At 49.3% G+C, this 13,177-nt stretch carries 12 protein-coding genes; 8 read left to right on the forward strand and 4 right to left on the reverse strand.

The window, feature by feature from the left end; genetic code table 11:
- Positions 1-57: 57 nt before the first annotated feature.
- The gene (gene psbC / locus GS601_RS01765; protein WP_162421547.1) at positions 58-1,440 is read right to left on the reverse strand and encodes a photosystem II reaction center protein CP43; all 1,383 of its coding nucleotides are present in this window, start codon (positions 1,438-1,440) and stop codon (positions 58-60) included.
- Positions 1,424-2,482, reverse strand: coding sequence for a photosystem II D2 protein (photosystem q(a) protein) (gene psbD, locus GS601_RS01770; RefSeq protein ID WP_162421548.1), 1,059 nt, complete (start codon positions 2,480-2,482; stop codon positions 1,424-1,426). Before psbD ends, psbC begins: the two co-directional genes overlap by 17 nt.
- A gap of 407 nt (positions 2,483-2,889) precedes the next feature.
- Here psbD and GS601_RS01775 point away from each other — a divergent pair, with 407 nt between their 5' ends.
- The 5 genes from GS601_RS01775 (at position 2,890) to GS601_RS01795 (ending at position 7,972) form a co-directional block, all read left to right on the forward strand.
- Positions 2,890-3,456: a photosystem I assembly protein Ycf4 gene (locus GS601_RS01775; RefSeq protein ID WP_162421549.1), complete on the forward strand. Its 567-nt coding sequence runs from the start codon at positions 2,890-2,892 to the stop codon at positions 3,454-3,456.
- A gap of 185 nt (positions 3,457-3,641) precedes the next feature.
- A complete protein-coding gene (locus tag GS601_RS01780) occupies positions 3,642-4,406 on the forward strand; it encodes a peptidylprolyl isomerase (RefSeq protein ID WP_338016934.1) in 765 nt (254 codons plus the stop codon).
- The gene (locus GS601_RS01785; protein ID WP_162421550.1) at positions 4,407-5,522 is read left to right on the forward strand and encodes a beta-ketoacyl-ACP synthase; all 1,116 of its coding nucleotides are present in this window, start codon (positions 4,407-4,409) and stop codon (positions 5,520-5,522) included.
- Between the two features lie 57 nt (positions 5,523-5,579).
- On the forward strand, positions 5,580-7,142 hold the full coding sequence (locus tag GS601_RS01790) for an FAD-dependent oxidoreductase (RefSeq protein WP_238392898.1): 1,563 nt from the start codon (positions 5,580-5,582) through the stop codon (positions 7,140-7,142).
- Between the two features lie 5 nt (positions 7,143-7,147).
- Positions 7,148-7,972, forward strand: a complete 825-nt coding sequence (locus tag GS601_RS01795) for a SirB1 family protein (protein WP_162421551.1) — start codon at positions 7,148-7,150, stop codon at positions 7,970-7,972.
- 28 nt (positions 7,973-8,000) lie between these two features.
- Here the strand turns inward: GS601_RS01795 and GS601_RS01800 are convergent, their stop codons facing one another.
- Positions 8,001-8,456, reverse strand: coding sequence for an SRPBCC family protein (locus GS601_RS01800; protein WP_162421552.1), 456 nt, complete (start codon positions 8,454-8,456; stop codon positions 8,001-8,003).
- 484 nt (positions 8,457-8,940) lie between these two features.
- On the opposite strand from GS601_RS01800, the gene GS601_RS01805 reads away from it, so the two are divergent.
- On the forward strand, positions 8,941-10,629 hold the full coding sequence (locus GS601_RS01805; protein WP_162421553.1) for a mechanosensitive ion channel: 1,689 nt from the start codon (positions 8,941-8,943) through the stop codon (positions 10,627-10,629).
- A gap of 80 nt (positions 10,630-10,709) precedes the next feature.
- Here the strand turns inward: GS601_RS01805 and sipA are convergent, their stop codons facing one another.
- The gene (gene sipA / locus GS601_RS01810) at positions 10,710-10,928 is read right to left on the reverse strand and encodes a regulatory protein SipA (protein ID WP_162421554.1); all 219 of its coding nucleotides are present in this window, start codon (positions 10,926-10,928) and stop codon (positions 10,710-10,712) included.
- Positions 10,929-11,356: 428 nt separating this feature from the next.
- Between sipA and GS601_RS01815 the strand changes: the two genes are divergently transcribed.
- Together GS601_RS01815 and GS601_RS22795 are read left to right on the forward strand one after the other, a co-directional pair.
- On the forward strand, positions 11,357-11,734 hold the full coding sequence (locus GS601_RS01815; protein ID WP_162421555.1) for a hypothetical protein: 378 nt from the start codon (positions 11,357-11,359) through the stop codon (positions 11,732-11,734).
- Between the two features lie 57 nt (positions 11,735-11,791).
- Positions 11,792-13,177: tetratricopeptide repeat protein (locus GS601_RS22795; protein ID WP_338016947.1), on the forward strand; the 1,386-nt coding region annotated here is incomplete at its 3' end.

The raw sequence follows: 13,177 nt of genomic DNA on the forward strand, positions 1-13,177 counted from the left end.
GGCTCCTACATATGTATCTACATGTAGGAGCCTTTCTTTAAACTAACGTGCTAAACACTAGTCAAGGTTAGGCATCGATAGCACAGGTTCACTCTCGCGATTAATTCCTCGCTCAAAACCAGCCACAGCGGCACGGGCACGACCCGCATGCCACAGGTGACCAATCAAGAAGAAGAAACCAAGCACAAAGTGAGAGCAAGCCAGCCAAGCGCGAGGAGACACATAGTTAAACGAGTTAATCTCCGTAGCCACGCCGCCCACCGAGTTGAGCGAACCCAACGGAGCATGAGTCATGTACTCCGCTGCACGGCGCGCCTGCCAGGGTTGAATGTCATTCCGAATCTTGTTGAGATCCAGACCATTAGGACCACGCAAGGGCTCCAGCCAAGGACCTCGGAAATCCCAGAAGCGCATCGTTTCACCACCGAAGATGATTTCCCCAGTCGGCGATCGCATCAAGTATTTACCCAAACCAGTCGGACCTTGAGCAGAACCCACATTAGCGCCCAGCTTTTGGTCGCGCACCAAGAAGGTCAACGCTTGAGCCTGAGAGGCTTCCGGACCCGTCGGACCATAAAACTCACTGGGATAAGCCGTGTTGTTGTACCACACCATAAGGCACGCGATAAAGCCCATCAGAGACAGCGCACCCAAACTGTAGGAGAGATAAGCCTCACCCGACCAGATTAACGCGCGACGTGCCCAGCCAAATGGCTTGGTCAAGATGTGCCAGATCCCACCTGCAATGCAGATAAAACCGACCCAAATATGACCCCCGATAATGTCTTCCATGTTGTCTACGCTGACGATCCAGCCTTCGCCACCGAAGGGTGCTTTCAGCAAATAGCCAAAGATAATCGCAGGATTCAACGTCGGATTCGTAATCACCCGGACATCACCACCACCGGGTGCCCAAGTATCATACACACCGCCGAAGAACAGCGCCTTCGCAACCAGCAACAGCGCGCCACAACCTAGCAAAATGAGGTGATAACCGATGATGTTAGTCATCTGGTTTTTGTCCTTCCAGTCATAGCCGAAGAAGGACGAATATTCTTCAAGCGTTTCAGGACCCCGGACAGCATGATAGATGCCGCCAAGTCCCAGCACCGCAGAAGAAATGAGGTGTAAAACACCAACTACAAAGTATGGGAAGGTATCGATCACTTCGCCGCCCGGACCTACGCCCCATCCAAGGGTTGCGAGGTGAGGCAAAAGGATCAGTCCCTGCTCATACATGGGCTTTTCAGGAATGAAATGAGCAACCTCAAATAGAGTCATTGCTCCAGCCCAGAACACAATCAGACCTGAATGGGCAACGTGAGCGCCCAGCAGCTTACCAGACAGATTAATCAAACGGGCATTACCAGACCACCAAGCATATCCAGAGGATGCTTGATCGCGGTTGCCTGCAAATGAACCATTAGAGAGCGTTACCACGGGGGAGAACCTCCTCAGGGAATACAAAATGCTCATGGGGTTGGTCTTGGGAGGCCATCCAGGCCCGGATACCTTCATTCAACAGAATGTTCTTGGTGTAGAAGGTTTCAAACTCAGGGTCTTCTGCCGCTCGCAGTTCCTGAGAGACAAAATCATACGCCCGCAGGTTGAGCGCGATCCCGATGATGCCCACCGACGCCATCCATAAGCCCGTCACCGGCACAAACAGCATGAAGAAATGCAGCCACCGCTTGTTGCTGAAGGCAATCCCGAAGATCTGCGACCAGAATCGGTTGGCCGTCACCATCGAATAAGTTTCTTCGGCTTGGGTCGGGTTGAAGGCGCGGAAGGTGTTCGACCCATCGCCATCTTCAAACAGGGTGTTCTCCACGGTTGCCCCGTGAATCGCACACAGCAAGGCACCGCCGAGGATGCCAGCCACGCCCATCATGTGGAACGGGTTGAGGGTGAAGTTGTGGAAGCCTTGCACAAACAGGATGAACCGGAAGATGGCGGCGACGCCAAAGCTCGGTGCAAAGAACCACGACGACTGTCCCAACGGGTACATCAAGAAGACGCTGGTGAACACGGCGATCGGTCCGGTAAAGGCGATGGCGTTGTAGGGTCGGATGCCAACTAAGCGCGCAATCTCCAGTTGCCGCAGGCAAAAGCCGATCAGCCCAAACGCTCCGTGCAGGGCAACAAACGTCCACAACCCACCCAACTGACACCAGCGGGTGAAGTCGCCTTGGGCTTCTGGGCCCCACAGCAACAGCAAGGAGTGCCCAAGGCTGTCGGCGGGGGTGGAGACGGCGACGGTGAGGAAGTTGGCGCCTTCGAGGTACGAGGATGCCAGTCCGTGGGTGTACCACGAGGACACAAAGGTGGTGCCGGTCATCCACCCTCCCAGCGCTAGAAAGGCGCAGGGGAACAGTAAGATGCCAGACCAGCCGACAAACACAAATCGGTCACGCTTCAGCCAGTCGTCTAGGGTGTCGAACCATTCTTGGCGAGCCGGTGCCCGCCCTACTGCTATGGTCATGGGGTTAATCCTCTAGCGATACTTAAAAGTGCAGAATATCTAGAGTGAACGAGTTTATATGTCTATATATAATAGGAGAAATCAGATTTTTTACAAAGCGAAACGTGTGGTCTCAGCAAACTTTTTATGAAATTTAACGCCAACCCTTTATCAAACAAGGCATTGCAGGATTTGTATTCCGTCTTTAATTTCTGAGAAAAAACCAGGCGTGATAAGTAATTCTGCTCATGTTTACAAGCGCTTGCGAAACGTTTCAAGTACTATACTAGTTGTGCTGTTAAATGCAGATGCTTGCAGGATGAACGGTTGGGTTGGAGGTCTTTAATTGTCTCTGATTGAGGTTATATCGAGATAAATCGTTGCTTTTTGCGGTCTCATTTAAAATTTCTTAAGGTAATCGTAATTTTATGACGGCACAGACCACCTCTACTGATACGCCTGTTTTACGACAGCAGATTTTAGGTTCTAGACGGTTTAGCAACTATTGGTGGGCAAGCATTGTCTCAGTTGGCGCTACCGGGTTTGCCCTCGCCTCTGTTTCGAGCTACACAAGCGTTAACCTGCTACCGTTTGCCGACCCAACTCAACTTGTATTTATTCCTCAGGGCATTGCCATGGGATTTTATGGAGCAGCAGGCATTTTGCTGGCGCTCTATCTTTGGCTCACGATCGCGTGGGACTTGGGAGGCGGCTACAACGAATTTAACAAAGAGACCGGCGAGATTACGATTTTTCGTTGGGGGTTTCCTGGAAAGAGCCGAAGAATTGAACTCAAATCAAAAATTACCGATGTGCAAGCCGTTAAAGTGACCCTGAGAGAAGGCATTAACCCCCGGCGATCGCTCTATCTCAGAATCAAAGGAATGAGAGATATTCCTTTAACCCGTGTGGGGCAGCCGATGGCGCTCTCGGAGTTGGAAAATCAGGCGGCTGAGCTTGCCCGATTTCTTAGTGTGCCCCTCGAAGGACTCTAATGCTGCTCTAAGGTTGCTGAGTTCCCGGTGAAATTGGGTTGACAGGTAGCTTTGGCAGCGCTTACTTGCCTATAGGGAAGCAAGATCGTTTGAGCAATCGTGCGTAATATATTTAGGTGATTTGTTGGACAACGTACATGAACATGCAGACAGAATTCCGTAATTGGCTTTTCTCCACTTTTGCAGTGACAGTTTTTGCGTTGCCTGTAGGTGCCGCATTGCTGCTTACAGGCTGCAACGCCCAAGATGGCATATCTGCCGCGCCCACAGGCTCTGCTGCGCCCACGGCTACCCCCACGCCGACGGTTACGGCTAGCGCGCCTCAGTCTGCTTTACCTCGCTTAGACGGGAACGCAACAGTGGTGATGAGTGTGAAAGGATCGCCGATCACAATCGAGGTATATGGCGCAGACGCCCCAATCACGGCGGGTAATTTTGTCGATTTGGTAGAAAAGAAAGTCTACGATGGGCTTGTATTTCACCGGGTTGTGCGTGAGCCTCAGCCCTTTGTGGTGCAGGGGGGCGACCCTCAAGGAAAAAATCCGAATTTTCCGATCGAGCAGCTAGGAACAGGTGGCTATGTTGATCCGGCAACATCTCAGCCTCGCAATATTCCGTTGGAGATCGAGCCAGAAAATGCCAATGAACCTGTGTATGGAAAAACTCTGGACGGAGTTAAGCCAAAGCTAAAGCATACCCGTGCAGCGGTAGCAATGGCGCGATCGTCGTTTCCTGATTCTGCCTCATCTCAGTTTTATGTTGCCCTGGCAGATCTAAATTTTCTAGATGGCAACTATGCTGTGTTTGGCAAAGTGACCCAAGGAATGGATGTTGTCGATAAGATTCAGCAGGGCGATCGCATCGAGTCTGCCAAGGTAACGCAAGGAATCGAGAATCTCAAAGTGGGTGCGACAAGTCCTTCTAGCGCAAGTCCAACAACGACCCCGTAAATGGATGTTGTTGTCACTGGAATTGGGCTGATTTCGGCGTTAGGTCATTTAGAGCAAACCTGGACAGGGTTGGTAGAGGGTCGCTCCGGCATTCGTCTCTGCCAACCCTTCTCCCATTTAAAGCCGCATCCTCTAGCGTTAATCGAAGCTTATCCAACCGATTTCTTGAGCTTGACGGAACGTGTCCTGCACGATGCCCTGCACGATGCGAACCTTGAACCTCCATTCCCTGAGTGTGGCGTGGTCATCGGGTCGAGCCGGGGCAATCAGGCACAGTGGGAGAAACTGACTACGAATCCGGAGAATTTGTGCGGTTGGCTTAACACGTTGCCGAATGCAGCCGCGATCGCAGTGGCGCAACACATTCAAACTCAGGCGATGGTGTTTGCGCCCATGGCAGCCTGTGCTACGGGTTTGTGGGCAATTGTTCGAGCCGCAGAACTAGTTCGCAGGGGGGAAGTGGAACGGGCGATCGCGGGAGCGGTGGAAGCCCCGATCACACCCTTGACGTTGATTGGATTTGAGCGCATGGGTGCATTAGCGAGAACAGGTGCCTATCCGTTTGGTCGCGATCGCGAGGGTTTGGTTTTAGGCGAAGGCGGTGCGATCTTTGTTCTGGAGTCGGCGGACGTTGCAAAACAACGAGGAGCACAGGTTTACGGGCAAGTGTTGGGATTTGGGCTAACGGCAGATGGGTATCATGTCAGCGCACCAGAACCGGGATGTGGAAGCGCGATCGCAGCCGTTCAGCAGTGCTTAACTCGGAGTGGATTAGCGCCTCAAGACATCGACTATATTCACGCTCACGGAACCGCAACTCAACTCAATGATCAAAACGAGGCTCATTTAATTCAAAAATTGTTTTCGCCGCAAATCTGCGTCAGTTCGACGAAAGGATCGACAGGACACACGCTGGGAGCGTCAGGCGCATTGGGCGCGGCGTTTTGTCTAATGGCGCTGAGGCACCAAGTTTTACCGCCGAATGTTGGGCTAAAGCAAACTGACTTTAATTTGGCATTTGTGAGAAACGCTCAAACTGCACAGGTTCGGAATGTTCTTTGCTTGAGCTTTGGCTTTGGCGGTCAAAACGCCGCGATCGCCTTTCAAGCCATCTGACAGAAGATTGAGTCTTGAGGAACCGTAAGTGCGCTACCGTAACCATTAGAAACCGTTATGACTGGCGTTATGACCTTGACCGAAGAGATTCTAGCTCAGATTCCGGGCGATGCGTTGGCACAGTTGCGGCGGACAGATGGGCTGTGGAAATCTATGCAAACAGGAGCCTTAACAGTTCCAACCGTGGTGCAAGAAAGCGATCAACTTTTAGAGATCGTGGAGTGGGATGTGATTATTTCGGGGGGCACTCTCGGAATTTTGATCGGGGCAGCACTGGCGCAAAAGGGGTGGCGGGTGGCGCTGATCGAGCGAGGAGTTTTGCGAGGGCGGGATCAAGAGTGGAATATTTCTCGCAAAGAACTGAAGGTATTTGTGGAATTGGGATTGTTGACAGAAGCGGAGTTAGAAAGCGCGATCGCAACTGAATTTAACCCCGTCCGCATCAGTTTTTCTCAAGAGTCAGAAATTTGGGTCAAAGATGTTCTAAACGTTGGTATCGATCCGGTTTATTTGCTCGAAATATTAAAATTACGGTTTCTTGAAACGGGTGGAATACTAATCGAAAATACTGCGTTTGAACAAGTGACAGTGCATCCAAACGGAGTCACTGTGAAGGCAGGAAATGATTTTCATGGGCGACTGTTGCTTGATGCAATGGGACATTTTTCACCAATCGTCCGGCAAGCAAGACGAGGTAAAAAACCGGATGCCGTCTGTCTTGTTGTTGGAACGTGCGCCACAGGATTTCCTAAAAACGATTCTGGGGATCTCATCACTTCTTTTACGCCGATCCAAAATCAATGTCAGTATTTTTGGGAAGCATTTCCAGCGCGAGATGGAAGAACAACTTATATGTTCACCTATTTGAATGCCGATCGCGATCGCATCTCGATCGAAGAATTTTTTGAAGAATATTTGCGCTTGCTTCCCAAATATCAGAACATAACGCTTTCTCAACTTCATTGGAAACGAGCATTATTCGGTTTTTTTCCGTGTTACCGCGAAAGTCCGTTAAATCTATCCTGGAATCGAATACTACCTGTTGGAGATAGTAGCGGTAGTCAATCTCCCTTAAGTTTTGGTGGCTTTGGAGCAATGGTACGTCATCTCAAACGCTTGTCCCAAGGAGTTCATGAGGCTTTGGAATGTGAGGTTTTGAACCATCAAGCCTTGTCACTATTGCAACCTTATCAGCCTAATCTTTCAGTCACATGGTTATTTCAACGAGCCATGAGTGTTGGCAGGAATCAAACTGTGCCGCCAAACCAAATTAACCAGCTATTAACAACCGTATTCAACGAAATGGCGCAATCTGGGGATCACATTCTTAAACCATTTTTGCAAGATGTTGTGCAGTTTGTACCTTTAACACAAACGCTGTTGAAAACAGGAGTTTTACATCCAGGATTGATATTAAGAATTCTGCCTCAAGTTGGGCTAACAAATCTGCTCGATTGGATGATGCATTTTGCAAATCTAGCGCTTTATGCTGGGCTATATCCGATTGGCATATCGCTACAATCCTGGATAAAACGGTTATCTCCGACCCAGCAATATTTCTGGAATCGCCAACTTGAAGCGTGGAAATATGGGTCGGGTCGTGACTATTTAGAGGACTAAAAATTATGGAATTTTCAACTGCTCGACAGCGATTTTTTAACGAAGTACGGCAACCCGATGAGCAGATCGATCTTGAGAAAGCTGCGCTTTATATTGCTCAGGAAGCTAATCCAAATTTAGAGGTTAATCAATACTTAAATACCCTCGATGCGATCGCGGCAACTATTCGGGAGCAATTGCCTGAAAATCTCTACCCTCTGCGGCTTGTGCAAGCAATTAATCACCACCTTTATACCGATCTAAATTTTTCTGGCAATCAAATAGACTATTACGATCCCCGCAATAGTTTTCTCAATGAGGTGATCGATCGACGAACCGGAATCCCAATTACATTGTCGTTAGTCTATCTTGCGATCGCAAAGCGACTAAACTTTCCGATGGTCGGAATTGGCATGCCGGGACATTTTCTCATTCGCCCGGAGGTAGAGGAAATGGAACTATTTGTTGATCCGTTTCATCAGGGTGAGGTTTTATTTATGCAAGATTGTCAGCATCGGCTAAATCAAATGTATGGGCAGCCTGTAGAGATGCAACCCACGTTTTTAGAAGCGGTCACAAATCGCCAATTTCTCGCCCGAATTTTGACAAATCTAAAACATATTTATCTCAATCGCCGGGAAATTAATGCCTGCTTATCCACGATCGAGCGGATTTTGATTCTCTTTCCTGAAGCCCCGTTTGAACTGCGCGATCGCGGCGTGATCTACTTTCGGACTGACCGTTGGATCGAAGCTCGACAGGATTTAGAAGCGTATTTGGCAATTATGCCTGCTGCTGATGATCGAGCGATCGTGCAAAATTTGCTGACACGGATCGAAAGCTTCTCTTAGCGTTTCTAGCGCGTTTCTAACGTTGGTTTCATTGCCCCTGTTGAACGCTTTCTGCAACTCGTTTTAGCCGTTTTAATTGAGCTTGCATATCTGCCTCAGTCCATTTTGCGGCAAATTGGTGAAAGCCAAATTGGATCAAGGGATTCGGAATCTCAAATTCAAACCGATTGAGCAAGCGAGTGCCCTGAGATTCGGGTTGGCATTCCCAGCGATCGCACCCCTTAAAAAATCCTTCAAATTGCCACACAACTAAGCCCGGTTCTCGCTCAATTACAATAATTTTGAGTGCCGGTTGCAACACAGGAATTTGAATCACAAATCGGCTTTGTGCCCCAATATCTGTTGACCAACTATCCACTGGTTCGCACCGAAGTGCCGGATTTAACCAGCGATGCATCAGGGTTAAATCTGTAAAACATTGCTCTACGATCGTGGCAGTTGCATTGACTAAGATAGAGTGTTCAAAAACTTCTAGATTTGACATTTTCGTCAATCATCTCCAGGATAAAAAGTCAGGGATTTAGCAAAGGTTAACCAAAAATATAAAACTTCTAACTGGAGATATTGTCCTGTAAGATAGCCTATCTTCTGCTCAAGAAATATATCTTTAGCATGAGGAAATACTATAAATAGTCATGCCATTGTCACTAGGCATCGTAACTTTAGCAACTCAGTCGATAGTTAGGGCGAAAGGAGCCATCTTAGCGTTGTTGCCAAATCTCATTGAAAACTAAAAAAGTGTTTCTGAAGCCTTTTCTCTAACTAAAGATAGCAGTACTCTAAGGATGCAACCTACTTTGCTCGATTATTTCGCGCACTCTAGAGCGACACTTGTATCTTAAGTTGATGTACAAGCTAGTTAGTCGATTCTAGACGGCTACTTTCCCAAAAGTAGCGTTTGTGCATCTTGTTTAATTCACATCTTGTTTACTTGTTTAATTCAATAGATAGAGGCTAACTAGATCACCATGAACGAACTTTGGCAAAGTTTTGGCTCTGCTCCAGGGCTGCATCTACCGCCAGGATTTTACCCGGTGTTGGTGCAGGCTCCGGCAGAAGCCCCCCTGCCCCCCAATTCAGTCCCTTACCTCCCCGGACTCGGCGCAAATGTTGGTAATGTCGTCATCAATCTTATTGGCGCGATCGCAATTCTCTTGCTGGGTTGGCTAATTGCCAGCGTTGTTTCAAGTATTGTGCGGAGCTTGCTCAAAAAAACAAGCGTTGACAACCGGATTGCAAGCTGGGCAACCGGAAACTCAGGCAGACCCACCGACTTCAATGTTGAGGGCTTGATTGCCTCGATCGTATTCTGGATCATTATGATCCTGGCACTGGTTGCCTTTCTCAATGTTCTGAATCTAACGACGGTTTCGCAACCTCTCAATAATTTCCTCAATCAGATTTTTGCGTTTCTGCCGCGCTTGGGTTCGGCGGCAATTTTGGCTGCCGTGGCGTGGCTTGTGGCAACGTTAGCAAAAACGGTCGTTATTCGGATGTCGCACTCGTTTGGGCTAGATGAGCGCATCGCCGGACAGAGCGACGACCCGTTAGCAACTAACTCGTTTCTCTTAAGCGAGACGCTCGGAAATGCGCTGTATTGGTTCGTTTTTCTATTCTTTCTACCCCTAATTTTGGGCGTTTTAGATCTGCAAGGTCCGCTTCTGCCGGTACAGAATCTGCTGAACGAGATTTTGGGAGCGTTGCCGAACATTATTAAGGCAATTATTATTGGGGCGATCGGTTGGTTGATTGCTCGCGTGGTGCGAGGCGTGGTTACCAACTTGCTATCGGCAACTGGAACGGATCGGTTGGGATCTCAGTTTGGCATTGGTCAGGCGACTGGGGGACGGACGCTTTCGTGGCTGATTGGCACGATCGTATATGTGCTGATTTTAATTCCGACGGCAACGGCAGCGCTGGATGCATTGCAGATTCCGGCGATTTCGGGACCGGCAACAGCGATGCTCAATCAGATTCTCAATTCGTTGCCCCTTATCTTTACGGCGGCGGCAATTCTGGCGATCGCTTATGTAATCGGTAAGTTTATCGCCGATTTGGTTTCTAGCATTTTGTCTAGCGTTGGGTTTGACAATGTGTTTTATTGGCTGGGGTTGCAATCGGCTCCCTACACGCCGAGAGTTCCGCCGACTCAGTACGATACCGAATTTCCCACCGGAGAAACGATCATTCAAGATACCGATGTGAGAAAGTCGTCGGTGCGATCGCCCTCGGATATTGCAGGGGTTGTGGTGTTGGTTGGCATTATGCTGTTTGCGACGGTTGCCGCGACGAATATTCTAAATATTCCGGCATTGACGGCGATCGTGAGTGGGTTGCTGCTGATCTTTGGACGAATTTTAGTGGGTTTGGTTGTGTTTGCGGTGGGTTTGTATCTGGCAAATCTGGCATACAGCCTCATCACAAGTTCTGGATCGCGGCAGTCGCAGATTTTGGGGCAAACAGCGCGGATTGCGATTATTGGTTTGGTAACAGCGATGGCGCTTCAGCAGATGGGAATTGCGCCGAATATTGTTAACTTGGCATTTGGTCTGTTGCTAGGTGCGATCGCAGTGGCAATTGCCATTTCGTTTGGTCTGGGTGGTCGCGATGTTGCGTCTGAGCAGTTGCGCGAATGGCTGAAAGACTTTAAGCGATAGGGGTTAAGTCCTACGGTAGAGAATTTCACTAAAAAAAGAGCGCTCGGCAGGTCTGAAGCGCTCTTTTTTTGGGTTGGGTGTCAATCCATGGCTTCCAGGTATTGATCATCGAGCAGAAAGGAACCGTTGCTAAACCGAATGACCCAATAGCCGCCGGGGCGACGATCGAGAACGATTCCTTCTTCTCCGACTTGAATGATGGTTGACGGACGTAGGGTTGGTACTGTGTCTGCCGTTTTCACATAAGGCGGCGACGCAATCAGACAAACTTTGGAGCCGACCTGAAATTCTTTTGACATGGGCAGTGGTGAAGTGAAGGGGTAACTTCTTTAGTAGAACGAGTCTGATGGCAAATTTACACCCTATTGAGGCGGAAATTGTTGGACGGCTCGGATTTGTAATGCTTTCAATGGGTGATCGATCGCGAGAGCTTCGCTTTACAGAGTGTTCGCTCTTGTTTTGAGTAGGAATCATCCTGTTTGAACTAGGAGTTGTCCTGTTTCAGATCGGAATCGTCCTGTTTTAAGTCGAAGCGATCGCGAACCAACATCGAGCGATCGCACTTCCGCTAGGAATTGTCCTGTTTTGATTTGCAACGATCGCTACCCAACATCAAACGATCGCACTTTTTCCATCAGCATTGCGGCTCTCTGTAGAAATTTTGAGTATTTGCGGAACAACATTGATTCTTGAGGTAGAAAAGATGTAGCCCTTACACGGAGTCGTGATGGTGGAACCAATATCATTTACTGCTGCTGCGATCGCAACCTTGGTTTTTAGTGAAACGTTTAAAGAAGTTGGTAAAACGTTGGGGAAAGGAACGCTAGACGCGGGTGGAAGATTGGCAAAACTGCTGTGGGAGAAGCGACCCGGCGCAGCAAAAGCACTTGAGGCGGGTGAAGAAACGCCAGAGTATCGGGATGCGATCGTAGAAGTCGAGACGTTAGCAAAAACCGACTCAGATATTGCAGCAGCCATTCAAGCTGTGATGCAAGCGATGCAGGCTCAACCGCAAGGGCAGCAGATCGTTAACTCATTCGTGCACAAAGCGGCGAATGTGTACAATGCGCCCGTCACAATTGGGAAGCAAGAAATCAATTTTTGACTGAAGCCGTCGGCATCCGGCTCCGACAAAGTACCGCCGTTATATGAAATTCCTGCGATCGCGTCTCCCAATTTTGTAGGACGCACAGACGAACTTGTTCAACTGCATCAATTTCTCACGTCGTCGGAAGGTGCGGTGATTTCTGCCGTTGCTGGAATGGGGGGCGTGGGTAAAACGCAGTTAGCGGTGCAGTATGCGACTCGACATAAGGCAGATTATCCCGGCGGCATCTATTGGCTGAATGCGCGATCGGGGGATTTAGCGACTCAAATTATTCTCAAGGCAGAATTCGATCTGAAATTAGCGGGATTGGAGGCAGCGAAAGAGCGATACTCGAATCTGGATGAGTTGGTGGGGTGGTGTTGGCGGCATTGGTTGTCGGATGGCATCACGCTGGTGGTGTTGGATGATGTGGTCGAGTGGGCGAAGTGTCGATCGTATTGCCCAAAAGAGGCTCGGTTTCGGGTGCTGGTGACAACGCGCCAACAAAATTTACTGCCAAACTTTCCGACGATCGCGCTGGAGGTGTTGCAACCGGAAGAGGCGCGATCGCTGCTGGCAACGTTAGAGCAACAGGGACGAGTCGCCAACGATCCAGACACCGCAGACCAACTGTGTAAGGGACTGGGCTATTTGCCGTTAGGAATTGAACTCGTTGGAACCTATTTAGCGAAAGACCGACACCTGACGCTCTCGCAAATGGTGGAACGATTGCAGCAAAAAGGAATGCAAGATTCGGCACTGGAGCGATCGCCGCAGTATGAAATAACCGCCGAGTTGGGCGTGAAAGCGGCGTTTATGCTGACGTGGGAAATGTTGGATGCAGGTGAACAACAGGTTGCCCGATTGCTGAGTTACTTCGCGCTCGATTGGATTGAGTGGGATCTGGCGGAAGCGATGATGCAGCGTGTGGAAGGAGAGGCGTATTCGCTAGGAGAACTGAAGGCACGGTTGGAGAATGCGTCGCTGGTGCAGATTGAAAAGGATGCTCCTTGGGTGTGTCGATTGCATCCGTTGATTCGGCAGTTTTTGCAAGAACAGGAAGCGGAGGCGGTTAAAACCGCAGATGAAGCACCGTTACGATCGGCGTTTGTGTCGGTGATGATAGCGATCGCAAGTCAAATGCCAGATAACCCACCAACGGAGCGAATTGAGCGGTTTTCGGGGGTACGATCGCATGTTCAAGAAGTAGCAGAGTGCTACACAGAAGGATTGGAAGGAAGTGATCTGACATGGACGTTTATCGGACTAGCACGATTTTGTGCAGGACAGGCGCTCTTTACTGAAGCGGAATATTGGTATGCGGAATGTTTGAGAGTGACGCAACGGCTGTATGAAGGCGACCACCCGACTGTGGCAATGAGCTTGAACAACTTAGCAAGTCTCTATGATTCACAAGGACGCTACAGCGAGGCAGAACCGTTGTACGAGCAAGCGTTGGCG

This window comes from Myxacorys almedinensis A (assembly GCF_010091945.1).
Lineage (GTDB): Bacteria > Cyanobacteriota > Cyanobacteriia > Leptolyngbyales > Leptolyngbyaceae > Myxacorys > Myxacorys almedinensis.